The 24657-nt window shown below is 61.5% G+C and carries 25 protein-coding genes; 12 read left to right on the forward strand and 13 right to left on the reverse strand.

The genetic code is table 11. The features are described 5' to 3' along the window. Positions 1-29 precede the first annotated feature (29 nt). The 7 genes from N1937_RS30580 to N1937_RS30610 form a co-directional block, all read right to left on the reverse strand. Entirely contained in the window at positions 30-1409 is a 1380-nt protein-coding gene (locus N1937_RS30580) for an FGGY-family carbohydrate kinase (RefSeq protein WP_260060268.1), read from the reverse strand. Continuing rightward, entirely contained in the window at positions 1406-1726 is a 321-nt protein-coding gene (rhaM, locus tag N1937_RS30585) for an L-rhamnose mutarotase (RefSeq protein WP_260060269.1), read from the reverse strand. The genes N1937_RS30580 and rhaM overlap by 4 nt, the downstream gene beginning before the upstream one ends. After that, a complete protein-coding gene (locus N1937_RS30590; RefSeq protein WP_260060270.1) occupies positions 1723-2730 on the reverse strand; it encodes an ABC transporter permease in 1008 nt (335 codons plus the stop codon). The genes rhaM and N1937_RS30590 overlap by 4 nt, the downstream gene beginning before the upstream one ends. Further along, on the reverse strand, positions 2727-3728 hold the full coding sequence (locus N1937_RS30595; protein WP_162115312.1) for an ABC transporter permease: 1002 nt from the start codon (positions 3726-3728) through the stop codon (positions 2727-2729). Before N1937_RS30595 ends, N1937_RS30590 begins: the two co-directional genes overlap by 4 nt. Positions 3729-3737: 9 nt before the next feature. Next, entirely contained in the window at positions 3738-5270 is a 1533-nt protein-coding gene (locus tag N1937_RS30600) for a sugar ABC transporter ATP-binding protein (protein ID WP_162115364.1), read from the reverse strand. 160 nt (positions 5271-5430) lie between these two features. After that, positions 5431-6426, reverse strand: coding sequence for a rhamnose ABC transporter substrate-binding protein (rhaS, locus tag N1937_RS30605; RefSeq protein ID WP_162115313.1), 996 nt, complete (start codon positions 6424-6426; stop codon positions 5431-5433). A gap of 48 nt (positions 6427-6474) precedes the next feature. After that, entirely contained in the window at positions 6475-7287 is an 813-nt protein-coding gene (locus N1937_RS30610; RefSeq protein WP_011655152.1) for a DeoR/GlpR family DNA-binding transcription regulator, read from the reverse strand. 198 nt (positions 7288-7485) lie between these two features. On the opposite strand from N1937_RS30610, the gene N1937_RS30615 reads away from it, so the two are divergent. Beyond that, positions 7486-9582, forward strand: a complete 2097-nt coding sequence (locus N1937_RS30615; RefSeq protein ID WP_260060271.1) for a bifunctional rhamnulose-1-phosphate aldolase/short-chain dehydrogenase — start codon at positions 7486-7488, stop codon at positions 9580-9582. A 193-nt stretch (positions 9583-9775) separates the two neighbouring features. Then, positions 9776-11068: an L-rhamnose catabolism isomerase gene (gene rhaI, locus N1937_RS30620; protein WP_260060272.1), complete on the forward strand. Its 1293-nt coding sequence runs from the start codon at positions 9776-9778 to the stop codon at positions 11066-11068. A 95-nt stretch (positions 11069-11163) separates the two neighbouring features. On the opposite strand, the gene N1937_RS30625 is transcribed toward rhaI, so the two are convergent. Next, a complete protein-coding gene (locus N1937_RS30625) occupies positions 11164-11622 on the reverse strand; it encodes a carboxymuconolactone decarboxylase family protein (protein WP_026154591.1) in 459 nt (152 codons plus the stop codon). A 124-nt stretch (positions 11623-11746) separates the two neighbouring features. Here N1937_RS30625 and N1937_RS30630 point away from each other — a divergent pair, with 124 nt between their 5' ends. Then, positions 11747-12616 (forward strand): sigma-70 family RNA polymerase sigma factor, encoded by an 870-nt coding sequence (locus N1937_RS30630; protein WP_260060273.1) that lies wholly within the window; start codon positions 11747-11749, stop codon positions 12614-12616. 265 nt (positions 12617-12881) lie between these two features. Continuing rightward, positions 12882-14090 (forward strand): amidohydrolase/deacetylase family metallohydrolase, encoded by a 1209-nt coding sequence (locus tag N1937_RS30635; protein WP_260060274.1) that lies wholly within the window; start codon positions 12882-12884, stop codon positions 14088-14090. A gap of 22 nt (positions 14091-14112) precedes the next feature. Here the strand turns inward: N1937_RS30635 and N1937_RS30640 are convergent, their stop codons facing one another. Further along, on the reverse strand, positions 14113-14961 hold the full coding sequence (locus tag N1937_RS30640; RefSeq protein ID WP_032985793.1) for an IclR family transcriptional regulator: 849 nt from the start codon (positions 14959-14961) through the stop codon (positions 14113-14115). Between the two features lie 152 nt (positions 14962-15113). Here N1937_RS30640 and N1937_RS30645 point away from each other — a divergent pair, with 152 nt between their 5' ends. Further along, positions 15114-15971, forward strand: coding sequence for an SDR family oxidoreductase (locus N1937_RS30645; RefSeq protein ID WP_170260465.1), 858 nt, complete (start codon positions 15114-15116; stop codon positions 15969-15971). A 120-nt stretch (positions 15972-16091) separates the two neighbouring features. Here N1937_RS30645 and N1937_RS30650 read toward each other — a convergent pair whose 3' ends face one another. Beyond that, a complete protein-coding gene (locus N1937_RS30650) occupies positions 16092-16307 on the reverse strand; it encodes a hypothetical protein (protein ID WP_026154592.1) in 216 nt (71 codons plus the stop codon). Positions 16308-16434: 127 nt separating this feature from the next. On the opposite strand from N1937_RS30650, the gene N1937_RS30655 reads away from it, so the two are divergent. Both N1937_RS30655 and N1937_RS30660 read left to right on the forward strand, forming a co-directional pair. Then, positions 16435-17058 (forward strand): TetR/AcrR family transcriptional regulator, encoded by a 624-nt coding sequence (locus tag N1937_RS30655; RefSeq protein WP_017968388.1) that lies wholly within the window; start codon positions 16435-16437, stop codon positions 17056-17058. Between the two features lie 80 nt (positions 17059-17138). After that, positions 17139-17327, forward strand: coding sequence for a hypothetical protein (locus N1937_RS30660; RefSeq protein ID WP_017996458.1), 189 nt, complete (start codon positions 17139-17141; stop codon positions 17325-17327). A 49-nt stretch (positions 17328-17376) separates the two neighbouring features. On the opposite strand, the gene N1937_RS30665 is transcribed toward N1937_RS30660, so the two are convergent. After that, positions 17377-17817 carry a DUF1810 domain-containing protein gene (locus N1937_RS30665; RefSeq protein ID WP_170258341.1) on the reverse strand — a complete coding sequence of 147 codons (441 nt, stop codon included), beginning with the start codon at positions 17815-17817 and terminating at the stop codon, positions 17377-17379. 73 nt (positions 17818-17890) lie between these two features. Beyond that, on the reverse strand, positions 17891-18169 hold the full coding sequence (locus tag N1937_RS30670; RefSeq protein WP_170258376.1) for a hypothetical protein: 279 nt from the start codon (positions 18167-18169) through the stop codon (positions 17891-17893). A gap of 276 nt (positions 18170-18445) precedes the next feature. Between N1937_RS30670 and N1937_RS30675 the strand changes: the two genes are divergently transcribed. After that, complete coding sequence (locus N1937_RS30675) at positions 18446-19816, forward strand: amidase (protein ID WP_170258340.1); 1371 nt, start codon at positions 18446-18448, stop codon at positions 19814-19816. Between the two features lie 66 nt (positions 19817-19882). After that, positions 19883-20743, forward strand: a complete 861-nt coding sequence (locus N1937_RS30680; RefSeq protein WP_170258339.1) for a sugar phosphate isomerase/epimerase family protein — start codon at positions 19883-19885, stop codon at positions 20741-20743. Positions 20744-20881: 138 nt separating this feature from the next. Here N1937_RS30680 and betC read toward each other — a convergent pair whose 3' ends face one another. Beyond that, entirely contained in the window at positions 20882-22390 is a 1509-nt protein-coding gene (gene betC / locus N1937_RS30685; protein ID WP_170258338.1) for a choline-sulfatase, read from the reverse strand. A 144-nt stretch (positions 22391-22534) separates the two neighbouring features. Between betC and N1937_RS30690 the strand changes: the two genes are divergently transcribed. The 3 genes from N1937_RS30690 to N1937_RS30700 all read left to right on the forward strand — a co-directional run bounded on the left by N1937_RS30690 (position 22535) and on the right by N1937_RS30700 (position 24654). Further along, complete coding sequence (locus N1937_RS30690; protein WP_170258337.1) at positions 22535-23437, forward strand: choline sulfate utilization transcriptional regulator; 903 nt, start codon at positions 22535-22537, stop codon at positions 23435-23437. 121 nt (positions 23438-23558) lie between these two features. After that, the gene (locus N1937_RS30695) at positions 23559-23762 is read left to right on the forward strand and encodes a hypothetical protein (RefSeq protein WP_170258336.1); all 204 of its coding nucleotides are present in this window, start codon (positions 23559-23561) and stop codon (positions 23760-23762) included. 100 nt (positions 23763-23862) lie between these two features. Beyond that, positions 23863-24654 (forward strand): HpcH/HpaI aldolase family protein, encoded by a 792-nt coding sequence (locus N1937_RS30700; RefSeq protein WP_162115326.1) that lies wholly within the window; start codon positions 23863-23865, stop codon positions 24652-24654. Positions 24655-24657 lie beyond the last annotated feature (3 nt).

Below are 24657 nucleotides of genomic sequence, written 5' to 3' on the forward strand. Positions count from 1 at the left end.
ATGAACAAGGTCTGTTCTTGGAAAAGCTCCTATTCCATCGCCGCGTACCAGCGAGTGCGATAGGCGGTCAGTCCGGGGATATCGGTCGGCGGAATATGCGTCTCGGCGCTCGACACCGGCCGGATGCCGGTCAGAAGGGCGGCACCCTGGCTGGTGCCGGTCGAACCTGGAAGCGCCATGACCTCGCGGCCGGTCAGGACCGCCAGCAGTTGGAGATAGGTCTCATTTAGCGCAAACGGCCCTTCGACGATAGCCGGGCCTTTGGCGCCGATCAGTCCGAGGCAGGCATCGGTCATCAAAGCGAGATAGAGGCAGGCAGCGGCAAAGCGCTCCTCGCGGCTTGCTTCTTCGGCACCGATCCAGCGGCTTGCCTTTCCTGGGAAAGGCCCGGAACCGAGGGCGATATTTGGCAGCAGCATCATGCCCTTAGCGATGACTGGACCGATTGCCGCCTGAGCGGCTTCTGCGTCGACAGGGCCGATCTCGGCCGAAAGGATCTCGAATTCCCGCCCACCCATGAAACGGGAAGAGGGGACGGCCCGGCCATAGGCATCGACATTGGCGAGGGTATCGCGTTTCGGATCGAGATGATCGAGATCGCCGCCGACGCCGAAATTGATGACCCATGTGCCTGTGGAGACGACGGCAAAGGGTGCCTCCCGATGAACCAGATGCGGCAGCAGCGAGGCATTGGAATCGTGAATGCCGCAATAGACCGGCACGGGCGCGGCAAGGCCGAGCTCAGCGGCGATGTCGGGCAGGACCGGGCCGAGCGCATCGAAGGCGGAGCGGATCGGCGCCATGAGGCCGCGGATGGCGAGCCTGTCGACGAGTGAGGAATAGCGGCCGGCCCTCGGGTTCCAGAGGTCGGTGTGGCAGCCGAGCGAAGTCAGCTCATTGGCGGCCACACCCGTCAGCCGCGCCGTCCAGTATTGCGCATAGGTGAGGATGGCCGCCACCTCTGCGAATTCCTCGGGAAAGGTGGTCTTCTGGTAGTGCAACTGCGCGCCGACGTTGAGACCCATCGCCAGGCGCGGCGAGAAGGTTTCGTCGAAGGAGGGGCGCAGTGCGGTATAGGCATCGCGGATTTCCTGCGGATATTCGTGTTCATAATCGATGACAGGCATGGCAAGCGTGCCGTCCCGGGCAAGGAGTGCTGCGGAGGCGCCATGGGTGGTGATCGAAATGGCGTCGAAGCCGGGCTCGCGCGCGAGGCTCTTCAGCGCATCGAGCGCAAAGGTCCAGAGAGCCTCTACGTCGTAATGCGGATAGAGACCGGTTTTGATCGTGATATTCGGCCGCTTCAACACGGCGATCTCGGCGCCCGTCTCGCTGTCGAGCACGACGACCTTGGCATTGGTCTTGCCGATGTCGAGGACGGCGATGCGGCGATAGGAGGTAGTGTTCATGGCATATGGAAGACGGTGACCAGGTCGCTCTGGACCGGCGAATTATCGGGATTGGTCGCCATGATATCGGCCATATAAGCCCACCATTTCTTCATGACAGGATGGTCCGGCAGGCTCGCCATCGTGTGATCAGTGGACCGCGTCAACACGCCGAACAGCGTGTTGGTCTCGCGGTCGAGATAGATGGAATAGTCGCTGGCGCCTGACTTGTGCAGGAGATCGACCAGTTCCGGCCAGATCTCGTCATGCCGCCTGCGATATTCGGCTTCCATGCCGGGGTTGAACTGCATCTTGAAAGCGTGTTTTTCTAAAGTCATCGGGAGCTCATGAGCTTGATACGGCGGACGATGATCGGAATCGCGATGGTGATGATCAAAAGCAGGCCGATGAAGATCGACATGACGATGCCGGGCACGTTCAGCAGGCCGAGGCCGAAGGTGACGAGGCCCATCACGAAGGCAGCGATGACAACGCCGACGATCGTGCCGGAGCCGCCGAGGATCGAGATGCCGCCGAGCACGACCATGGTGACGACCTCGAGTTCCCAGCCCTGGGCGATCGACGGCCGGGTCGAGCCGAGGCGCGAGGTCAGGCAGACGGCGGCGATGCCGCTCATGACGCCGGTCAGCAGGAAGAGGATGAATTTGACGCGCTCGACCGGAATGCCGGAGAAGCGGGCGGCGAAGTCGTTGTTGCCGATCGCATAGACCTGCCGGCCGAAATTCGTCGCATGCAGCAGCACGGCGAAGAGGATCGCCAGCACGATGAAGAGCACGAATTCGAAGGAGAATACCCAGACGACATAACCCTGGCCGAAATAGGCGAACTCCGCCGGGTATTTGCCATAGGCCTGGTCGCCGAGGACGATATAGGAAATGCCGCGGAAAAGGCTCATCGTGCCGATGGTGACGACGATCGACGGCAGTTTCAGCACCGAGACCAGCACACCGTTGAAGATGCCGCAGGCGAGGCCGGTGCCGATGCCGATCGCAACCAGACCCGGTGTGCCGATGCCGACCTGCGCTGCCGCGCCCATCGCCGTCGAGGCGAGCGCGATGATCGCTGCGACCGAAAGGTCGATCTCGCCTGATATGACGAGCAGCGCCATGGCGAAGGCAATCATTGCCTTTTCGGTGAAGTTGAAGGTGGCGTCCGAAAGATTCCAGGCATCGAGGAAATAGGGCGAAGCCAGCGAATTGAAGATGAAGATCAGGACGGCGACGGCAAAGAGCAGCACTTCCCAGCTCGCGACGATGCGGCGGAAGGGTGTGCCGAGGCGGTCGGGGATGACCCGCTTTTCGCGTGTGGACACGGCGCTCATGCTGCGGCCTCCGTTCTGATCTCGGCTGCGGCGCGGTCGCGCAGGATGATTCGGCCGCGGTTGCGCTCACGCCTGGCGTTGAAGGCGACGGCGAGAATGATGACGGTTCCGGAGATCGCCATCTGCGTGAAGGGTGAAATGCCGATCACCGGCAATGCATTCTTGATGACGCCGAGGAAAAGCGCGCCGAGCACGGTGCCGGCGACCGAGCCGACGCCGCCGGCAATCGAAATGCCGCCAATGACGCAGGCCGCGACGCTGTCGAGCTCGAAGCCGTTGGCGATATCGACATAGGCGACGGCATAACGCGATACCCAGAGATAGCTCGCAAGTCCGGCCAAGGCGCCCGACAGAACGAAGGCCAGGAACTTCGTCCAGCCGGTATCGATGCCGGCATAAACGGCCGCGGTCGGATTGCCGCCGGTGGCATAGGCCGAGCGGCCGAACTGAGTGTATCTGAGAAGGACATACATCAGAAGCACGATGATGATGCCCACCCAGCCGAGAACCGGCAGGCCGAGGATCGGCGTGCGCGGCACCGACAGGAAGACCGGCGTCATCTGATGGGCGTTGACCCACGCCCCGCCCGACAGCACGAAGGCCATGCCGCGATAGATGGTGAGCGTGCCGAGTGTGACGACGATCGGCGGGATTTCGAGCGCCCAGACGAGAAAGCCGTTGATGGCGCCGAGGCACGCGCCGATGACGATCGCGGCAAGGATGAGCATGACGAGCGGCAGGTCGGGATAGGCGGCATTCATCATCGCGATCGCCATGCCGGTGAAGGCGAGGTTGGCGGCAACCGACAGGTCGATCGATTTCGTCAGGATAACCGTCATCTGCGCCAACGCCAGGATGATCAGGATGGAGGTATCGTTGAAAATGCCGGCCAGATTCTCCGGCGTTGCGAAATCGGCGGCGCGCGTCGAAAAGATCGCGATCATCACCACGATGATGAGGAACAGCAGGGTTTCGCGTTTTCTGATCAGTCTTGCCATGCTTTTACCTTATGCATTGCCGGTGGCGGCGCGCACCAGCGCTTCCGGCGACAGCTCGGCGCGGTCGAAAATCCCCGCGGCGAGACCCTCCTTCATCACCAGGACGCGGTCCGACATGCCGATGATTTCGGGCAGTTCGGACGAGACCATGATGATCGACAGGCCCTCGGCGGCGAGTTCGCTGATGAAGCCGTGCACGGCTGCCTTCGAGCCGATGTCGATGCCCTTTGTGGGTTCATCGAGGATGATGACCTTCGGCGCCGTCGCCAGCCATTTGCCGATGACGACCTTCTGCTGGTTGCCGCCCGACAGCGTGCCGACCGGGACGGAAAGGGCGGCGGCGCGCAGATCCAGGCGCTCGGCATATTTGCGGGCGAGCGCGAATTCTTCTGCCGCCCTGAGGAAGCCCCGGCGCGAGGTGCGGCTAAGCGAAGGCAGCGTCATGTTCTGGAAGATCGGCATCGGCAGCGCCAAGCCGTGGCGGCCGCGCTCCTCCGGCACATAGACGATGCCGGCGCGGATCGCGTCCTGCGGCGAATGGATGGTGATTTCGCGGCCTTCGAGCATCATGGTGCCGGAGAGCGGCCTAGTGATGCCGAAGAGCGATTGGGACAGTTCCGAACGCCCGGCGCCGATCAGGCCGTATATGCCGAGAATCTCGCCCTGGCGCAGCGTGAACGAGATATCGCGGAATTCGGTACGATGGCTGTAGTTGCGGATCTCCAGAACCGGGCCGCCGATGGCGACATCGACCTTCGGAAAAGCATTCTCGACGTCGCGGCCGACCATCATGCGGACGATCTCGTCCTGCGGTGTTTCCTTGAGCCGGCCCTGGCCGACGGCGCGGCCGTCACGGAAGACAACGAAATCGTCGGCGATTTCGTACACTTCGTCGAACTTGTGGCTGATGAAGAGGATCGCCTTGCCCTTTTCCTTCAGGCCCCGGACGATGCGAAAGAGATCGTCGATCTCCTTGCGGGAAAGGGCTGCCGTCGGTTCGTCCATGATGACGATGCGGGCCTCGATCGACAGAGCGCGCGCAATCGCCACTAGGTGGCGCTGCGCGATCGAGAGGTCCTTCAGCCGGATCGTCGGGTCGATGTTGCTTTCGAGCGCGGTCAGCAGCGCCTTGGCGCGGCTGTTCATCGCCTGCCAGTCGATGGTGCGCAGACGCGTGCGCGGTGCGTGGCCGAGGAAGATATTCTCGGCAACCGTCAGCTCGTCGAACAGCACGGTTTCCTGATGGATGGCGGTGACGCCGGCATCGATCGCGGCCTGGGCGCTGGCAAAGGTCACCGGCTGGCCGTCGACCAGGATCTCGCCTTCGTTCGGCCTGTAGATGCCGGTCAGGATCTTGACCAGCGTCGATTTGCCGGCGCCGTTTTCGCCGATCAGCGCGGTCACCGTGCCGGGATGCAGCGCTATGCTGACATTGTCGAGCGCCTTCACGCCCGGAAAGATCTGGGAGATGCCGCGCATTTCCAGAATGGCCGGTGTATCGGGCATGGGGCTGACATCGTGCTTTTGCGTTGCGGCGTGCATTATTCGTTTCACCTTGAAAACCCCTCCCCAACCCCTCCCCACAAGGGGGAGGGGCTTTACCCATCGCGATGCCGAGGCTCGCGATGGGCGGAGGCGTTGCTTCAGATTATCTCCCCCCTTGTGGGGGAGATGGCCGGCAGGCCAGAAGGGGTCTTAACGATCAGAAGACCTTGGAGAACTGGTCGATATTCGAAGCATTGTAGACGAAGGGATCGGCCATGGCGGCTTCACCGTTGTCGCCGACCTTGATCTTGCCCATGCGGCCGGCTTCGATCTCGCTGCCCGGCTTGCCGTCGGTCTCGCCCTTGACGAGGCGATAGGCGATCTGCGTTGCGGAGTAGCCGAGATCGATCGGGTTCCAGATGGCGAATTCCTTCGTGGCGCCCGACTTGATCGCGCCGGCCATTTCGGACGGCAGGCCGAGACCGGTGACGTAGACCTTGCCGATAAGGCCCTTGTCTTCGACGACCTTGGACGCGGCGAGAACGCCGACCGTCGTTGGAGCGACGATGACCTTGATGTTCGGGTTTGCCTTCAGCAGGCCTTCGGCTTCACGATAGGACTTGTCCGAAAGGTCGTCGCCATAGACGGTGGTGACGAGGTTGAGGCCCGGGAAATCCTTGAGCTGCTTCTTCATCTGGTCGATCCAGATGTTCTGGTTGGTCGAGGTGGTCGTGGCCGACAGGATGGCGAAGTCACCCTTGCCGCCGTCGAGATGGTCCTTGACCAGCGTCAGGCACATCTTGCCGATCAGCTCGTTGGACGACGGGTTGAGCTGCAGGATACGGCCTTCAGGTGCCACGCCGGAATCCCAGGAGATGACCTTGATGCCGCGCTGTGTAGCCTTCTTCAGCGCCGGAACGAGCGCGTCGGGATCGTTGGCCGAAACGGCGATGGCGCTGACGCCCTGGGCGATCAGCGAGTTGATGACTTCGATCTGGCCTTCGGCCGTCGTCGTCGTCGGACCGGTATAGATGACCTCGACGCCGCCGAGTTCCTTGGCGGCTTCCTGCGCACCCTTGTTGGCGGCATCGAAGAAGCCGTTGCCGAGCGACTTCACGACGAGACCGATCTTGATGTCGGCAGCACTTGCCGTTCCGGCCATCATGGCGACGGCAAATGCCACGCCGATTGCGAGTTTCTTTGCGAGTTTCATGCTTTCATCCTCCCACTTGATTGACACTCTTCACACCTCTCCGGCGCCTTATGCGACCGACGAGGAATCCTCCTTGATTGCTTGGGCGACCGGGCTCGCGACAATGAGCCTGATGCCGGCATTCTCGATCATCCTGACGGCTTCCTCTGGAATGCCGTCATCGGTGATGATGGTAGACACACGCTCGAGCGGGCACAGAATGAGGCTCGACCGGCGATGGAACTTGCTGGAATCGGCCATGACGACCAGTTCGTCGGCCTGATGCATCAGCTTCTGCTCGCTCTGGATGATCAGCGCGTCGGCTTCCATGATGCCGAGCGGGCCGATGCCCTGCGCGCCGATAAAGAAGCGACGGGCATAGAAATTACGGATCGCGTCATTGTCGAAGGGGGAGAGGATCAGGCTCTGCTCGCGATAGATCGCGCCGCCTGGCACCGTCACCGTGTTCTTCGAGTGCTTGACCAGATGTTCGGCGATCGCGAAAGAATTGGTCATCACCTGCAGGCGGTGCGCCGCCATGAAATGCACCATCTGGAAGGTGGTCGTGCCACCGTTGATGATGATCGCGTCGCCCGGATCGCAAAGCTCGACCGCCTGGCGTGCGATTGCGCGCTTCTTGTCAATGTTGACCGATTCCGAAACGCGGAAGGGGCGCCCGGCGAGATTTCCGAGCTGCGGCGGATGCACCGCTTCGGCGCCGCCGCGCACACGCCGGATCTTGCCCTGGACATGAAGAGCCGCGATGTCGCGCCGAATCGTCGCCTCGGAAGCCTCGGTCAGTTCGGAAATATCCTGAACCGTCACGACGGACTTTTCCTGAACGGCGCTCAGTATGATGCGATGGCGTTCGCGTTCGTGCATGGGGCTCCTCCTTGGACCGTTTATTTCGCACATATGACAATGTGTCAATCAAAAACGATCATAAATTTTCATATTGCGCTGCACAATAATCGAATTTGATCGTTTTCGATTGACAACCTCCATTTTAATGCGCGATACCGTCAGCGAAAAGCGGCGCGAACTTTGCGTCTCGATGAAGATTTCATATGGGAGGATGACATGGCGGCGAACGTCCGGCTTCTGGAAAACCGGTGGGATGAGGCTTACGCGGCAGGCCTCGATGAGCCTGGCAAACTGCTCTATCGCTCCAACCTGCTCGGCGCCGACAAGCGCATCACCAATTATGGCGGCGGCAACACCTCGGCGAAGGTGATGGAAACCGATCCGCTGACCGGTGGCAAGGTCAAGGTGCTCTGGGTCAAGGGCTCGGGCGGCGACGTCGGCACGATCAAGCTCGACGGTTTCGCGACGCTCTACCAGGACAAGCTGGAATCGCTAAAGGGCATCTACAAGGGTGTCGAGGACGAGGACCGCATGGTCGGCTTCCTGCCGCACTGCACCTTCAACCTGAATGCCCGCGCTGCCTCGATCGACACGCCGCTGCACGGTTTCGTGCCTTTCACCCATGTCGACCACATGCATCCCGATGCGATCATCGCGATCGCCGCATCGAAGAATTCGAAGGAATTGACGCAGCAGATCTTCGGTGACGAGATCGGCTGGCTGCCATGGCGCCGTCCGGGCTTCCAGCTCGGCCTCGACCTCGGCGGTTTCGTTGCCGCAAATCCGAATGCCAAGGGCGTCGTGCTCGAAAGCCATGGCCTCTTTACCTGGGCGAACGATGCGAAGGCCTGCTACGAGCTAACGCTCGATATCATCAACAAGGCGATCGTCTGGTTCGCTGAAAAGACCGAAGGCAAGACGATTTTCGGTGGCGCGCTGGCACAAAGCCTGCCGGTCGCCGAACGCCGCGCCATCGCCGCCCGGCTGATGCCGGAGATCCGCGGCCGCATCGGCAAGCAGGAGCGCAAGCTTGGTCATTTCGACGATCAGGACGCCGTGCTCGAATTCGTCAATTCCAGCGATCTGCGCCCGCTCGGTGCGCTCGGCACCAGCTGCCCTGACCATTTCCTGCGCACCAAGATCCGCCCGCTGATCGTCGATTTCGACCCGGTCAAGCCGGATGTCGACGCGATCGTTGCCGGTCTCGACAAGGCGCTGGAGGACTACCGCGCCGACTACGCCCGCTACTACAACGACTGCAAGCATGACAATTCGCCCGCCATGCGCGACGCCAATCCCGTCATCTTCCTGGTGCCCGGCGTCGGTATGCTGTCTTTTGCCCGCGACAAGGCGACGGCCCGCATTGCCAGCGAATTCTACGTCAACGCCATCAACGTCATGCGTGGCGCCTCGACGGTCTCCGAATATCAGGGACTGCCCGAGCAGGAAGCTTTCGACATCGAATATTGGCTGCTCGAAGAAGCCAAGCTGCAGCGCATGCCGAAGCCGAAGGGCCTTGCCGGCCGCGTCGCCTTCGTCACCGGCGGCGCCGGTGGCATCGGCCGGGCGACGGCCGCGCGCCTCGTCGGCGAAGGCGCCTGCGTGGTGCTTGCCGATATCGACCAGGCAGCGCTCGAAGGCACCGAAGCCGATTTCGTCAAGAAGTTCGGCGCTGACGCCGTGCGTAGCGTCCGGCTCGACGTCACCAAGGAAGATGCGGTGATCGCCTCCTTCGCGGAAGCCTGCGTCGAATTCGGCGGCATCGATATCCTCGTCTCGAATGCCGGCATTGCCTCCTCCGCGCCGATCGAAGCGACCGAACTGTCGACGTGGAACCGCAATATCGATATTCTGGCGACCGGCTATTTCCTCGTCTCGCGCGAAGCCTTCCGCCTCTTCCGCCGACAGGCGCTCGGCGGCAACGTCGTCTTCGTCGCTTCGAAAAACGGTCTTGCCGCTTCGCCGAATGCATCTGCCTATTGCACGGCAAAGGCTGCCGAAATCCATCTTGCCCGCTGCCTGGCGCTGGAAGGTGCGGATGCCGGCATCCGTGTCAACACCGTCAACCCGGATGCCGTCCTGCGCGGTTCGAAGATCTGGAGCGGCGAATGGCGCGAGCAGCGCGCCGCCTCGTCGAAGATCGAGGTGGACGATCTCGAGGAGCATTACCGCAAGCGTTCGATGCTGAAACTCAACGTGTTTCCGGAAGATATCGCCGAGGCGATCTATTTCCTCGCATCGGACCTCTCGGCAAAATCGACCGGCAACATCATCAACGTCGATGCCGGCAACGTGCAGAGTTTTACGCGGTAAGAGGGACGCTCTTCTCCCCGGCGGGGAGAAGATGCCGGCAGGCAGATGAGGGGGACGCAGAGCGAAGCGATGCGTGTTCTGAGCGGGAAGCGAAGGACAATAGTGTCCTACCGTGCCGCCCCCTCATCCGACCCTTCGGGCCACCTTCTCCCCGCTGGGGAGAAGGGGAGAAAGAAACAATCGGGAGGAAGACATGGCCGAATTCAGAATCGCGCAGGATCTGGTTGCGACGGATAACGACAAGCGGGTAACGGCGCTGAAAGCCGACTATGAGGCACTGGGCGCGACGCTTGCCCGTCGCGGCGTCGATATCGAGGCGGTCACTCGCCAGGTTGCGGAATTCTTCGTTGCCGTTCCCTCCTGGGGTGTGGGCACCGGCGGCACGCGTTTTGCCCGTTTTCCCGGCACCGGCGAGCCGCGCGGCATCTTCGACAAGCTCGACGATTGCGCCGTCATCAACCAACTGACGCAGGCGACCCCGAACGTCTCGCTGCATATTCCCTGGGACAAGGCGGATGCTAGCGAATTGAAGGCCAAGGGCGACGCGCTCGGCCTCGGCTTCGATGCGATGAATTCTAACACCTTTTCCGATGTGCCCGGCCAGGCCCATTCCTACAAATACGGCTCGCTCAGCCACACCGACGCGGCGACACGGGCGCAGGCGGTCGAGCACAATCTCGAATGCATCGAGATCGGCAAGGCGCTCGGCTCCAAGGCGCTGACGGTCTGGATCGGCGACGGCTCGAACTTCCCCGGCCAGAGCCATTTCACCAAGGCTTTCGAGCGTTACCTCGCCTCGATGGCTGACATTTACAAGGCGTTGCCCGACGATTGGAAGCTCTTCTCCGAGCACAAGATGTACGAGCCGGCCTTCTATTCCACAATCGTGCAGGATTGGGGCACCAACTACCTGATCGCCCAGACGCTCGGCCCCAAGGCCTATTGCCTCGTCGATCTCGGCCACCATGCGCCGAACACCAATATCGAGATGATCGTCGCCCGCCTGATCCAGTTCGGCAAGCTCGGCGGCTTCCATTTCAACGATTCGAAATATGGCGATGACGATCTCGACGCCGGCGCGATCGATCCCTACCGGCTGTTCCTCGTCTTCAACGAACTGGTCGATGCCGAGCAGCGCGGCGTCAACGACTTCAACCCGGCCCATATGATCGACCAGTCGCACAATGTCACCGACCCGATCGAAAGCCTGATCAACAGCGCCAACGAAATCCGCCGCGCCTATGCGCAGGCGCTGCTCGTCGACCGCAAGGCGCTCTCCGGTTACCAGGACGACAACGACGCGCTGATGGCGTCGGAAACGCTGAAGCGCGCCTATCGCGCCGATGTCGAACCGATTCTGGCCGAAGCCCGCCGCAGGGCCGGCGGCGCAATCGACCCGATCGTCGTCTACCGCGCCAGCGGCTATCGCAGACAAGTGGCAGCCGAGCGTCCGGCATCCGCTGCCGGCGGCGGCGGCATCATCTGAACGCCCGATTGTCTCGCATGGCCTGAAGCCATGCTGATTAGGGATGTGGGTTGCCGGCCAGCGCAGGGGTGACGCGCTGCCGGCAACCTCGCCGTTTACGGCTTCCAGGCCCCGGCGATCTGGCGGGTGGCGATGTTCAGCCGGTTCCAGACATTGATGTTGGCGATGGCGATGACGAGTGCCGCAAGGCTCCTGCCATCATAATGCCGGGTCGCCTCGTTCCAGATATCATCCGGCACCGGATCTGCCCGATCGCTAAGGCGGGTGATCGCCTCCGTCAGCCCAAGCGCGGCGCGTTCAGCATCGCTATAGTAGGGGGCGTCGCGCCAGCCAGCGACGGCAAAGAGCCGTTCGTCAGTCTCGCCGTGTTTACGGGCAATGCGCCAATGACCGTCGATGCAGACGCTGCAGCCGTTGATCTGGCTGGCGCGCAGGTTGACGAGTTCGAGCAACTGTGGCGGAAGGCCGGTTTCGACCGGCACCTTGCTGAGAGCATTGAGCGCCTGCATGGCTGCGGGAAGGACGAGGGCGGGATTTCCCATTCGCTCCTGCATGACCATTTTTTCCTGCATGGTATGTCTCCTTGATGCGTTTATGGTTCGACGATCCGCCGGGTGTCACATCGGCCGGGTTTCATTCGTCATGGCCTTGACGGAACGCAGCGGAGGAATGTGACAAATGGACGAGAAAAAATGGCTGGCCGATGAGTTCGAGGCGAACAGAGCGCATCTGAGGGCCGCAGCCTATCGCATGCTCGGCTCGCGCAGCGAGGCGGAGGACGCCGTTCAGGAGGCCTGGCTGCGGCTCAGCCGCACGGACACGACAGGGGTCGGCAATCTCGGCGGCTGGCTGACGACGGTGGTGGCGCGCATCTGTCTCGACATGCTGCGCACCCGCAAGACCCGGCGCGAGGAGCCGCTGGAGGCGCCTGTTCATGGCGGGATCGCCGATCCCGCGAACGATCCCGAGCGCGAAGCCGCCTTTGCCGATTCGGTCGGTCTGGCGCTGCTCGTCGTGCTGCAGACGCTGGCGCCCGCCGAACGTGTCGCCTTCGTGCTGCACGACATGTTCGATCTGCCCTTCGACGAGATCGCGCCGATCATCGGCCGCTCGTCCGGCGCCACCCGCCAGCTCGCAAGCCGCGCCCGTCGCCGGGTGCAGGGGGTGGACGAAACGCCTGATGTCGATTTCGGCCGCAAACGGACGATCGCCGAAGCCTTCCTCACGGCGTCGCGCAACGGCGATCTGGAGGGATTGATCGCAGTGCTTGCCCCTGACGTCGTCTTCCGGCCGGATGCGACGGCGGCCCGCTTCGGCACCATTGGCGAAACGCGCGGAGCGGCTCACGTGGCCGAAGCCTTCAAGGGGCGGGCGCAGGCGGCAGAAATCGCCATGGTCGACGGCGAGCTCGGATTCGTCGTGGAGATCAAGGGCCAGCTCCGCGTCGTGGTGGCGCTGACGATCGCCGAGGGCAGGATCGCCGCAATCGACGCCATCGCCGATCCGGATCACTTGGAACGGCTTGACTATTCGATTCTTCGGGATTGAAAATAAAGGCGAATTTACCGGATCTTCGAAAAAGGCGCGCTTCGCAAGGAGCGCACCGCTTACGTTTCGTCTACGCGACGACCGCGTCATTTTCCTTGACAGCTTCGTCTTCGGCTTTATTCTATTATAAAGCCTTATGTATCATAGTTATGGAATTTCCGATACGGCGCCCTGAGAGGCCATCTCTAGCTTCCATTGCTCTTCCATAATGACCCGGATGGCCGAGGCGTGATCCCGGTCCGAGACTTCGAAAGGAATGCATATCATGCCCGGCGACCAGGCGAAGAAGCCGCTTCTCCTCACCAATGTCAAACCGATGGCTTTTGGTGCGGGCACACAAGAGGGGGCAATCGACATTCTCGTCAATGCCGACGGCAGGATCGCCGAGACCGGTCCGTCGCTTTCTGTCTCGCAGGATGTTGTGCGCATCGACGGCAAGGGCGCCTTCATTTCGCCCGGCTGGGTCGACCTGCACGTGCATATCTGGCACGGCGGCACCGATATTTCTATACGTCCGTCCGAATGCGGCGTCGAGCGCGGCGTCACCACGCTGGTCGATGCCGGTTCGGCCGGTGAGGCGAATTTCCATGGCTTCCGCGAATATATCATCGAGCCCTCGCGCGAGCGCATCAAGGCCTTCCTCAATCTCGGCTCGATCGGCCTCGTCGCGTGCAACCGCGTCGCGGAATTGCGGGATATCCGTGATATCGATCTCGACCGCATTCTCGAAGTCTATGCGGCAAACAGCGAGCACATTGTCGGCATCAAGGTGCGCGCCAGCCATGTCATCACCGGGTCCTGGGGCGTCACCCCGGTCAAGCTCGGCAAGAAGATCGCCAAGATCTTGAAAGTGCCGATGATGGTGCATGTCGGCGAGCCGCCGGCGCTTTATGACGAGGTGCTTGAGATCCTCCGACCCGGCGACGTCGTCACCCATTGCTTCAACGGCAAGGCCGGGTCGAGCATCATGGAAGACGAGGACCTCTTCAACCTCGCCGAGCGCTGTGCCTCCGAGGGCATCCGTCTCGACATCGGCCATGGCGGCGCCTCCTTCTCCTTCAAGGTCGCCGAGGCGGCGATCGCACGCGGGCTTCTGCCGTTCTCGATTTCGACCGACCTGCACGGCCACTCGATGAATTTCCCGGTCTGGGACCTGGCGACCACGATGTCGAAGCTGCTCAGCGTCGGCATGCCTTTCGACAAGGTGGTGGAAGCCGTCACCCATGCGCCGGCATCCGTCATCAAGCTGTCGATGGAGAACGGGCTTTCGGTCGGCTCGCAAGCGGAGTTCACCATTTTCGACCTGGTCGATTCCGATCTTGAGGCGACGGATTCCAACGGCGACGTGTCGGTCCTCAACAAGCTGTTCGAGCCGCGCTATGCGGTGATGGGCGCGGATGCCTTTACCGCCAGCCGCTATGTGCCGCGGGCGCGCAAGCTGGTGCGGCACAGCCACGGCTATTCCTATAGGTAGGATCCACCGAAGGGCGCAATGCTCAGCGGTTGCGCCAGCCCATCAGCTTTTCGATCCGTTCCGCTGAACTGCGGACATGGGCGGTATAGTGGTTTTCGTCGGAAAAGGCCTTCTGTTCCGGCAGCACGATGGAAATGGTGGCGACGCACTGGCCGTCGCGATCGCAGATCGGCGAGGCGATGCAGGCAACCGCATAATCGGATTCCCCCGCCTGGATCGACAGGCGAGACTCGAAGGCCTTGCCGGCGGCTTCCGACAACGTGCCCGGATCGATCTCGGCGCGGCCGGTCGGTGAAGAGCGGGCGCAGCGCTTGAACAGTTCGATGCGCTCCTCCTCCGCCAGGTGGCCGACGAGCAGGCGGCCGGAGGCCGTCCAGTTCAGCGGCACCCTTGTGCCGACGCGGGACGCCACCTGAAAATGGCTCGGGCCGTCGGCCATGGCCAGCACCAGCATATAGTCGCCGTCGCGGCCGCAGACCTGCACGGTTTCGCCGGCCTGGCGGCAGAGATCGTGCATTTCGTGGGTGGCGATGCTCATGAAATCCAGCGACCTGGCATACGCAAGGCCGTAATGGTAGAGCCGCGCGCCGAGCCAGATCGAGCCGTCCGCCTGACGTGTCAGCATGTTCTTCTCGACGAGATCGTCAACGATGACGTAAACGGTCGATAGCGGCGCCTTCACCGCCTTGGCGATGGCATAGACGCCGGCAGGCGATCCGGTCTCGTAAAGATGGTCGATCACTTGAAGCGCCCGGTCGATACCGCTGACACGCGCGCGGCGCGCGCCCTTGCCAGCAGCCTCGTCGGCAACGCCCTCATCTTCGGAGTAAACCGGGGGGGATGTCTTTCCGTCCAATTCCACGCACCTCATGAAAAACGCCGTTATGTTACATTACTATGGCATAGCGGTGGCTATGGCAAATCGCAACATCTTGTAGGTTGATCGTGTGGGCAGATGCGACAGCTCGGCGTGGAACAACAAGCCGCAGTCCGAGTTTGACCCCCTCAACCCAGGAGGTCATGATGCCAAATTATCCCACACCACCTTTTCCCTCTCAGAAACAGCCGATGCCGGGTTTCACGGCACAGATGGACCCCGTTCCCGATCATGGCGAAAAAAGTTATCGCGGTTCCGAGCGGCTGAAGGGCAAGCGTGCGATTATCACCGGCGGCGATAGCGGCATCGGCCGGGCCGTGGCGATCGCTTATGCCCGTGAAGGGGCCGATCTGGTGATCTCCTACCTCGACGAGGACGAGGATGCCGACGAGACCAAGCGGCTCGTCGAGCAGGCTGGGCGCAAGGCCATTCTCGTCAGCGGCGACATCCAGGATCCCGCCCACTGCAGGCAGATCGTCGAGACGGCGGTCAAGGAGCTCGGCGGCATTGACATTCTCGTCAACAACGCCGCGCATCAGGCAAGCTTCAAGAGCATCGACGAAATCAGCGACGAGGAATGGGAATTGACTTTCAAGGTCAATATTCATTCGATGTTCTACCTGACCAAGGCAGCCGTCGCCCATATGAAGCCCGGCAGCGCCATCATCAATACGGCTTCGATCAATTCGGACAATCCGAACCCGACGCTGCTTGCCTATGCGACGACCAAGGGTGCGATCCAGAATTTCACCGCCGGCCTTGCTCAGCTTCTGGCCGAGAAAGGCATTCGCGCCAATGCGGTGGCGCCCGGGCCAATCTGGACGCCGCTCATCCCTTCGACACTGCCTGAAGAAAGCGTCAGCAATTTCGGCAAGCAAGTGCCGATGAAACGGCCGGGACAGCCGGCCGAGCTTGCGACAGCCTATGTGATGCTGGCCGATCCCTTGTCGAGCTATATCTCCGGCACGACGATCGCGGTCACCGGCGGCAAGCCGATCCTCTAAAGCGCGTCGCGATCCTTGCGCTGCGCGACATGCTTTAAAGCGGCAAGGGCCGCCGTCTGGTTGTGACGGCAGCCCTTGACGGGGGCAGGGAGAGATCCCCAAGCTGTTCAGGCGGCTTCTTCAGCCGAAGCAGGGCATTGCCGGCAGATTGGCGCGACTTGCAAGCGCTCCAATCATATTGCCCACCGAAGTCGAGCGCGGTTCGCGTTTGCGGGCGGCCGTCTCCAGGAGTTGCTTGAAGTCTTCAAGCTTCACGCCGTCAGCGTGCAACACCATGGCGATCAGGGGGTCGCGAAGGGCTTCGGATATCGTCAGGTCGTCTCTGGTCTTTGTCATGGTTGTCCTCCTTTCGTGGGCGGTCGCCCGTGTTCCACTTTCCGCTGTCATGCCCTCGGCATTGACTTTCGCGTTTTGTGGTGTTACCGGTAAGTAACAATGCATTTGTTACCGATCGGTCACATTGATGTCAAGGACTACGTCCGCAAAAAAATCAGAAACTTCGAATGAAATCTCCGCAGCCGTTCCAGAAGATCGCATCCCGCCGCGGGAACGTATTGTGTCGACCGCCTCGGAGCTTTTCCGCGAGCGCGGCATCCGCGGCATCGGCGTCGATGCCATTGCCGACGCGGCTCTGACCAACAAGATGACGCTCTACCGGCATTTCGGCTCGAAGGACGAGCTCGTCTGTGAGACACTTCGCCGAGCCTCCGAAAAGGCGGGTACCATCTGGCGTGATCTGGAAGCGGCCTATCCCGGCAATCCGCGCGCCCAGCTGGACGCCTGGGTTGAGTTGCGGGCGCAATGTCTGAACGGCGAGCCCGCCGGTTGCGATCTCGCCAACGCCGCCATCGAGCTGAAGGGCGAGGGCCATCCCGCCCACGAAATGATCGAGCGGCACAAGGCCGAACAGCGTGATCGCCTGGCCGCGCTCTGTTCGGCGGCCGGCGCGCGCGAACCCCAGCTTCTTGCCGATACGTTGACGCTGCTGCTCGAAGGCGCGCGTGTCAGCCGCCAGGCTATGGGTGCTGCCGGCTGCTGCGGCCATTTCGCCAAGGCCTGCCATGCGGCAATCGCTTCTTTCGCCTGACCACCGCAAGTGTGGGAGGGGAACCTTACTGCTTCCATGCCGTTTTCACACTAACCCGAGAGCGATGTGGAGGCAGGGAGATGAACTACGTCTATCTCAAACGCCTGTATGCCAAACGCGCGGAACTCGAAGCCAAGCTGGAGCTTCATGATGCGCGTTATTGTTTCGGCGACGAAGAGGTCGATGATGGCACCGACAGCGATCTGCGTCAGCGGTTGAGCGAGATCTCCGAGGAAATCGCTACGCTGGAAAGCAGGCCGGGCCGCTAACTGTTTCATTTGGGAACGTGTTCAGATTCCAGGCCGGCCTGGCCTAAAATCATCCTGTGCTGGCGCTAAGGATTTCCATCGTCCGAGCGTCGAATTTTCCCTGATAGAAATGCTCGATCACCCGGTGGAAGGGCGAACCATGGTCGCTGATCGCGGCAAACAAGGTCATCGACGAGCGCAGCTTGAGGTCGTCGGGTGAGCCCAAGATTTCGTGCGCCGATCGGCCGTTCACGGACAGGATCGCCTCGACGCAGCGCAGCAGCCGGCTTGAGAGAATGGGATCGGCGAGATAGGCGGCGGCTTCCTCGGCCGAGCGGATCGCATATTTTTCGGCCATCGCCGACGTGCCGAGACCGGCGATCTGCGGGAAGATGAACCACATCCAGTGGGATGTCTTGAGTCCGGCTTTCAGCTCTAAAAGCGCCTGTTCGTAGATGCCGTTCTGGGCATCGATGAACCGATCGAGATTATAGTCGATTTCACCGGCCATGGTCCTTTTCCCTTTTCCTGCTGTCGATGCAGCCTGGGCCAAGGTCTCCATGCCCGGCGAGCTAGCTTTCCTGTTAGCAGACCCTCTCAGCGTAGGGGCTGCTGTCGCGGCAATGGCCGTAAGCCGGATGCGGCGGCGTGTTATCGCTCACGGGGGCGACAATGGCCGATGTCGTCATCGGGTCCGTATCGCCGGAAGAATAGGCGGCAAAACCCGCAAAGCTCAAGAGAACCAGCGCTCCGACCACGACAATGCGCTCGAAGGCCGAAAGTTTCTGGGCGCTGACATGGTCTACATAATCACGCTCGCCTAAACCGGCTGTTTCGTCTTCTTTTACATGAAGGGTCACCATATCCTGGCGACGGGTCAAAGTTTCACAATCTGTCATTTTTAATTACTCCTGCAACACATGCGGAGCCGGTCTCTTAAGAGCAAACTCTCACCCTCGCGCCAAACCGCTTCCGCATGCGTGCAGCATGTGTGTCTTCGATCGTGGTAATTGAAGGGGCGATCTTCAAACTCAGTGTTCAAAAAATCGTACCAATAAATGCAAAATATCGTGAAGCTCTGGTTCACCGGAATGATCCGGGGTAGTCCAGAGAGGAACATCTTTTTTCTGGATAGCCCCATGAGCAAATCCTTCGGCGCGATGTCGGTCGCGCAGCTTTCCGTCCTCATTCAAGCTGGCGCGGCCGATCCGGTCGAGGTGGCGGAGGCGGTCTTCGATTCCATCGCGCATTATGCCGACAAGGCCGTCTTCACCACACTGCTCGAAAGCCGGGCGATGGCGGAGGCACGCGCTTCGTCCCGACGTCTGCGGGAGGGGCGCTCGCTTGGATTGCTGGACGGCATTCCGATTGCCTGGAAGGATCTTTTCGACATGGAAGGCTTGCCGACGACGGCCGGTTCCGTCGTACTGGCAAAGGATATGCCGGCCAAGCGCGATGCGGCTGTCGTCGTTTTGCTCAGGCAGGCGGGCATGGTCGCCGTCGGACGCACCAATATGAGCGAATTCGCCTTTTCCGGCCTCGGCATCAATCCGCATTACGGCACGCCGGTAAATCCGCGCGGCACAGATCTCCCGCGCATTCCGGGTGGCTCGTCCTCGGGCGCTGGTGTCGTCGTCGCGGCCGGATTGGTTCCGGTCGCCATGGGCACCGATACTGGCGGCTCGGTGCGTATCCCCGCCGCTTTCAACGGCATCGTCGGTTATAAAGCAACACGCGGCCGCCACGCGATGGCAGGCGTCTATCCGTTGGCAAAGAGCCTGGATTCGCTAGGACCGCTCTGCCGCAGCGTCACGGACGCGGTCTGGATCGATGCGGCGATGCGTGGCCTGACCGCGCCCGATGTCGTTGCGCATCCCCTGCAAGGTCTGGAACTCGTCGTGCCTGAAAATGTCGTCTTCGACAAAGCGGAACCCGGCGTCGTCGCCGCGTTCGAGGCGGCTTTGGAACGTCTTCAAAGGGCGGGCGCCCATGTTGCCCGCACCGTTATCCCCGCCTTCGACGAGATATTCGAGCTGATGACGAAATATGGTCCGCTGGTCACGGCGGAGGCTTTCGCACTTCATCAGGAACGCTTGGCCGGACCGGACGCGGACAGGATGGATCACCGTGTCGTCATGCGTACCCGTCTCGGAAGCAAGACGACGCTGCCCGATTACCTCAGAATCCTCGAGGCGCGCAGCCGCCTGATCGCCGATGTCGAACGCCTTGTCGGCGACCGGCTGCTCGCCTTTCCCACTGTCGCCCATGTCGCGCCGCCGATCGGGCCGCTGGCGCAGGATGACGAGTTGTTCTTCGCGACGAACAACAAGACGTTGCGCAACACCGCGCTCGGCAATTTCCTCAACTGGTGCGGCGTTTCCATTCCCTGCGGCGCCGGCGAGGCTGGCATGCCTGTTGGACTGCTGCTTTCCGCCACGGCCCATCGCGATGAGGCGCTGCTGGGGATCGCCCTTGCCGCCGAGCCGGTCATCCGCGACGACTTTGCCTGAATTGGCAATTGAACCGCCGGGAATTAGTTGCCATTGATGGCGTGAGGAGATCCCGGAGGAAAGCAAGTGCAGGTTTTGCAAAACGGACGTTTCGCGGTTTCGACATGGTCGCTGCATCGGCTGCTTGGCGCCGTTCACGCCTATAGTCCCGATCCCGACAAAAGCGCTGCGCCGAAAGAGCCCTATGGCCCAGGCGGCGCGGTGCTGATCGACGTGCCCGCGGCTCTTTCGGCACGTGGCGTCAACCGGCTGGAGGTCTGTTCCTTCCATCTGCCGAGCCTCGACGCCGCCTATATAAGCGAATTGCGCGAGGCGATGGCGGCCTCGAACGTGTTGTTCCAGACGCTGCTCGTCGAGGACGGTGATCCGAGCCATCCGGAGACTGCCGAACGCGACGTCAGATGGATGGCGGAGTGGATCGACATTGCCGCAGCCCTCGGGGCTGAGAGGATGCGCGTCATAGCCGGCAAGCAGAAGCCGACGGAAGAAAACCTCGCCCGCGCCGACCGCCATCTGAACTGGCTGGCCGAAAAGGCGGAAGGCAGCGGCGTGCGTGTCGTCGTCGAGAACTGGTTCGACCTGCTGCCGTCCCCCGTCGAGATGAACTGGCTGCTGGACCGGCTGGATGGCAGGGTCGGCCTCAACGGTGACCTTGGCAATTGGGCGGCGCCGGCGAAATATCAGGGCCTTGCCGATATCATGGGCCGGGCGGAAATCTGCCATGCCAAGGCCGATTACGGCGTTAGCGGCCTCGACGCCGAGGACTACCGCACGTGCCTGGAGATGTGCGAGAGGGCCGGTTATGCCGGTCCCTTCACGCTGATCTACGACTCGTCCTTCTTCCCGGATGAATGGGACGGCATCCTGCTGCAAAAGACGTTCATCGAGGATTTCCTGCGCGAGTCGCCGGCGCGCAGGACGGCTTAAATCAGAAGCACTTCTCGCTCATCCCTAGAGCATGATGCCGAAAAAGTATGAGCGGTTTTCGGACGACATCATGCGCTAACGACAAAATGTAGAACAGGATTCAGATTTTAGGCCAACCCGGCCTAAAATCATGCTGTTCTAGCGCGGGAACCTTTGGTTTTCCTCCAGCACGTTCAGATCCATGTGATTGCGCATGTAGCGTTCCGAGGCTTTCTGCAGCGGCTGATAGTCCCATGGATAATAGGCCCCATTGCGCAGCGCCGCATAAACTACCCAGCGGCGCGCCTGGCTTTCGCGCACGGCTGCGTCGAAATCGGCAAGGTTCCAGCGCCGGCCGGCCTGTTCGACAAGTCTTGCCAAGATCTCGGCATGCGCCGGATCGGGCGCCAGATTGTCGAGCTCCTGCGGATCGGTCTCGAGATTAAACAGCATCGGCGGGTCCTTCTCGCAAAGCGAGAGTTTGTATCGTCCGTCCCGGATACAGACGAGCGGCGCCTCGGAACCCTCTGCGGCATATTCCATCGGGACCGGGCCGCGGCTGCCGGTGCCTTGGGCAAGCGCTGCGAGATTCTCGCCCTCGGTCCATGGCTTCAGCGAGGCGATATCGATCCCGGCAAGTCCTGCCAGCGTCGGCGTCACGTCGAGCGTGGAGACGGGCTGGTCGATCCGTCTGGGCTTCCAGCCGGGTGCCGCAATCATCAGCGGAACGCGGGCCGATCCTTCGAAGAAGTTCATCTTGAACCAGAGGCCGCGATCGCCAAGCATGTCGCCATGGTCGGAGGCGAAGAGGACGATGGTGTTTTCGGCCATGCGGCTCCGCTCGAGGACGCCGAGAATGTCGCCGATCTTGTCGTCGACATAGGAGATATTGGCGAAATAGCCGCGCCTTGCCCGCCTGATCTGCTCATCGCTGATGTCGAAAGCATCGTGATCGCAGGCTTTCATCAACCGCTGAGAGTGCGGGTCCTGGCGCTCGAAGGCAATCGGCGCTACCGCCGGATCAAGTGCCGGGCAATCCTCATAGAGGTCCCAGAATTTGCGGCGCGCGACATAGGGGTCGTGCGGATGGGTGAAGCTGACGGTCAGGCACCAGGGACGCTCGTCGTGTCCGCGCGAGAGATCGAACAGCTTGCGGGCGGCGTGGTAGGCGACCTCGTCGTCATACTCCATCTGGTTGGTGATCTCGGCAATGCCGGCGCCGGTGACCGAACCCAGATTGTGATACCACCAGTCTATGCGTTCGCCGGGCTTGCTATAATCCGGCGTCCAGCCGAAGTCGGCCGGGTAGATGTCCGTCGTCAAGCGCTCCTCGAAACCATGCAACTGGTCGGGGCCGACGAAATGCATCTTGCCGGAAAGTGCGGTCTGGTATCCGGCCGCGCGCAGATGATGCGCATAGGTCGGAATGTCAGAGGCAAATTCCGCCGCATTGTCATAGACGCGGGTTCGGCTCGGCAATTGTCCGGACATGAAGGAGGCCCGCGCCGGTGCGCAGAGCGGGCTTGCGGTATAGGCGTTGGTGAAACGCAGGGAACGCTCCGCCAATGATTTCAGATGCGGCGCATGCAGAAAATCGGCCGGGCCATCGGGAAAGAAAGTGCCATTCAACTGATCGACCATCAGGATGAGAATATTCGGACGCGCCATGTGAAATTGTCTCCTGTGGTCTCAAAGGCCGGGAAGGTCCCGCTGAGGCGCACGTCGCCCCTTGCTATTTGCAGATCTTATCAAAGCCAGTATTGTCATGCCTGTAAAGCTGGCTTTTTTCGATAGTTGCCAAAAGGAATTTTTATGCGAGATCGCCCGCCTGAGCTGGGATCGATGCGCATCTTTACGGAGGTCGCAAGGCTCGGCAGCTTTTCGGCCGCAGCGGCAGGTCTCGGCCTTACGCAGCCGGCCGTCAGCTATCAGATTCGGCGGCTGGAAGAGCAGTTCGGCGTTGCCCTGCTGCGCCGCCAACACCGCGGCGTCGAGTTGACCGCGGAGGGGGAGCGGCTTTTCCAGGTCGCGGCCAAGGCGGTCGGTGACATCGATGCCCTGGCGCGCAGTTTCCGCACTGAGGCTCAAAGGCCGGTCGTCAGACTGAGAACCGACTATGCTTTTTCAGCGCTTTGGCTGATCCCGCGCATGCACGGCTTTCGCCTGCTTCACCCCGAAACGGATATACAGATCGTCGCCACCCAGAGGCTTGAGCCCGGCCTTCGTGACGACGCCGATGTGGTGGTGGTTTTCGGGACGCGGGCGGAATTCGGCGCTATCGGATCGCTTCTGCTGCAGGAAAAGGTCGTGCCGGTCTGCACGCGAGGCTTTCTCGATCGCAACGGCCCGTTCGACGATCCGCGGCAGCTTGCCAAAGCGATCCTGATCCATCTCGACTCGCCAATGCCATCGCCCTGGTTCGACTGGCGGAGCTATTTTGCTGAATTCTCCGTCATTCGCGATCTCCATGCCGGCCGCGGCGATGTCAGTTTCAACACCTACTCGCTGGTCGTCCAAGCGGCTCTCAGCGAACAGGGCGTGGCGATCGGCTGGATGGGACTGGTCGATGCGCTTCTCTCCACACATATGCTGGTGGAAGCCGGGCCGCCGCTCGAGGCACCCGACCGCGGATACTGGCTGATACGGCCGCGATCGGCAAATATTCACAGCGAGAGGCTCAGCACGTGGCTTGTGGATGAAGTCGGCAGGACATGATATTCGGACCGAGGCCGGCGCGTCATTGCATCGCGAATATGCTAGCGCTCAGGAGAGAAGCCTTGTCATGACGGGCGTCGATCGACATTGTGGCATCGATTCATAAGGAAGGGCCCGAAGCATGTCGCGAACCATCGGATACGTTATTGGATTGCTTATGATCCTCCTGGGACTGATCTGGATCGCCCAGGGAAGCGGCTATTTTCCCTATCCCGCGTCCAGTTTCATGATCAACCAAAGCATCTGGGTTCTCTGGGGAAGCATCATGGTCGTCGCCGGGCTCGCTGTGACAATTATTATTTCACGGCTGCGCCGGAGAGGATGAGCCGGCAACCCGTGCACGGCTTTGAGGGAATTCGACATCGACGAGTTCCTCGAGGTGAAATATCTGGCCGCTGGCGGCCTGTCGAATTGAGGAGAATGGCATGAGCGCAGCTGATATCGACGGATTTGCGGACAGGATCAGGCAGCACCGGGGCGGCATGATCTCCGCCTGGATCGGTATTCCCGACGCTACGCTCGCCAATCACCTGGCGCAGGAGGCCTTCGACACCATCGTGCTGGATATGCAGCACGGCATGTGGGACATGCCCTCGGCAGCGAACGCCGTTGCCCAGGTGCGCCTTGCCGGCAAGCCGGCGCTGGCGCGCATTCCGGTCGGTGATTTCGCGTCCGCCTCGCGCCTTCTCGATGCCGGCGCCTCTGGCATCATCGCGCCAATGATCAATTCGGCCGAAGACGCGCAAGCCTTCGTCAAGACCACCAAATACCCACCTCTCGGCGAACGCAGTTGGGGACCGTCGCTGGCGCTCAACCATACAGGCCTGTCGGCCGATGATTATCTGAAGAACGCCAATGCGCTCACCGTCGCCGTCGCCATGATCGAGACCCGGGCGGCACTCGAGGCGATCGACGGCATCCTCGGCGTTGCCGGCATCGATGGCATTTTCATCGGCCCTTCCGACCTTTCGATCGCGCTGTCGAACGGCGATCAGGTGGCGCCGAACGCCGCCGAGATCGACAGCGCCATGCAGCATGCGGTTTCGCGCTGCCGTGCCCATGGCAAATTCGCCTGCGCCTTCGCCGGCGACGGCGAGCGGGCCGGTGAACTGCTGAAGTTCGGTTTCGATCTGGTCATTGCCGGTGCCGAGACCGCGCAACTGCGCTCCGGCGCCCGCCGCGCCATCAATGCCGCCCGCAGGATCGCTTCTGCTTGAGCG

The sequence above is a fragment of the Rhizobium sp. WSM4643 genome (genome assembly GCF_025152745.1).
Classification (GTDB): Bacteria; Pseudomonadota; Alphaproteobacteria; order Rhizobiales; family Rhizobiaceae; genus Rhizobium; species Rhizobium leguminosarum_I.

What these genes read in the sequence shown, in the direction of transcription:
- N1937_RS30670 (WP_170258376.1), bottom strand. Translation starts at nt 18,169, where the DNA reads ATGGTGACCCTTCATGTAAAAGAAGACGAAACAGCCGGTTTAGGCGAG.
- N1937_RS30625 (WP_026154591.1), bottom strand. Translation starts at nt 11,622, where the DNA reads ATGCAGGAGCGAATGGGAAATCCCGCCCTCGTCCTTCCCGCAGCCATG.
- N1937_RS30645 (WP_170260465.1), top strand. Translation starts at nt 15,114, where the DNA reads ATGCCAAATTATCCCACACCACCTTTTCCCTCTCAGAAACAGCCGATG.
- N1937_RS30690 (WP_170258337.1), top strand. Translation starts at nt 22,535, where the DNA reads ATGCGAGATCGCCCGCCTGAGCTGGGATCGATGCGCATCTTTACGGAG.
- N1937_RS30635 (WP_260060274.1), top strand. Translation starts at nt 12,882, where the DNA reads ATGCCCGGCGACCAGGCGAAGAAGCCGCTTCTCCTCACCAATGTCAAA.
- N1937_RS30595 (WP_162115312.1), bottom strand. Translation starts at nt 3,728, where the DNA reads ATGGCAAGACTGATCAGAAAACGCGAAACCCTGCTGTTCCTCATCATC.
- N1937_RS30700 (WP_162115326.1), top strand. Translation starts at nt 23,863, where the DNA reads ATGAGCGCAGCTGATATCGACGGATTTGCGGACAGGATCAGGCAGCAC.
- N1937_RS30660 (WP_017996458.1), top strand. Translation starts at nt 17,139, where the DNA reads ATGAACTACGTCTATCTCAAACGCCTGTATGCCAAACGCGCGGAACTC.
- N1937_RS30600 (WP_162115364.1), bottom strand. Translation starts at nt 5,270, where the DNA reads ATGCACGCCGCAACGCAAAAGCACGATGTCAGCCCCATGCCCGATACA.
- betC (WP_170258338.1), bottom strand. Translation starts at nt 22,390, where the DNA reads ATGGCGCGTCCGAATATTCTCATCCTGATGGTCGATCAGTTGAATGGC.
- N1937_RS30665 (WP_170258341.1), bottom strand. Translation starts at nt 17,817, where the DNA reads ATGGCCGGTGAAATCGACTATAATCTCGATCGGTTCATCGATGCCCAG.
- N1937_RS30650 (WP_026154592.1), bottom strand. Translation starts at nt 16,307, where the DNA reads ATGACAAAGACCAGAGACGACCTGACGATATCCGAAGCCCTTCGCGAC.
- rhaS (WP_162115313.1), bottom strand. Translation starts at nt 6,426, where the DNA reads ATGAAACTCGCAAAGAAACTCGCAATCGGCGTGGCATTTGCCGTCGCC.
- N1937_RS30615 (WP_260060271.1), top strand. Translation starts at nt 7,486, where the DNA reads ATGGCGGCGAACGTCCGGCTTCTGGAAAACCGGTGGGATGAGGCTTAC.
- N1937_RS30695 (WP_170258336.1), top strand. Translation starts at nt 23,559, where the DNA reads ATGTCGCGAACCATCGGATACGTTATTGGATTGCTTATGATCCTCCTG.
- rhaI (WP_260060272.1), top strand. Translation starts at nt 9,776, where the DNA reads ATGGCCGAATTCAGAATCGCGCAGGATCTGGTTGCGACGGATAACGAC.
- N1937_RS30640 (WP_032985793.1), bottom strand. Translation starts at nt 14,961, where the DNA reads ATGAGGTGCGTGGAATTGGACGGAAAGACATCCCCCCCGGTTTACTCC.
- N1937_RS30675 (WP_170258340.1), top strand. Translation starts at nt 18,446, where the DNA reads ATGAGCAAATCCTTCGGCGCGATGTCGGTCGCGCAGCTTTCCGTCCTC.
- N1937_RS30610 (WP_011655152.1), bottom strand. Translation starts at nt 7,287, where the DNA reads ATGCACGAACGCGAACGCCATCGCATCATACTGAGCGCCGTTCAGGAA.
- N1937_RS30580 (WP_260060268.1), bottom strand. Translation starts at nt 1,409, where the DNA reads ATGAACACTACCTCCTATCGCCGCATCGCCGTCCTCGACATCGGCAAG.
- rhaM (WP_260060269.1), bottom strand. Translation starts at nt 1,726, where the DNA reads ATGACTTTAGAAAAACACGCTTTCAAGATGCAGTTCAACCCCGGCATG.
- N1937_RS30655 (WP_017968388.1), top strand. Translation starts at nt 16,435, where the DNA reads ATGTCAAGGACTACGTCCGCAAAAAAATCAGAAACTTCGAATGAAATC.
- N1937_RS30630 (WP_260060273.1), top strand. Translation starts at nt 11,747, where the DNA reads ATGGACGAGAAAAAATGGCTGGCCGATGAGTTCGAGGCGAACAGAGCG.
- N1937_RS30590 (WP_260060270.1), bottom strand. Translation starts at nt 2,730, where the DNA reads ATGAGCGCCGTGTCCACACGCGAAAAGCGGGTCATCCCCGACCGCCTC.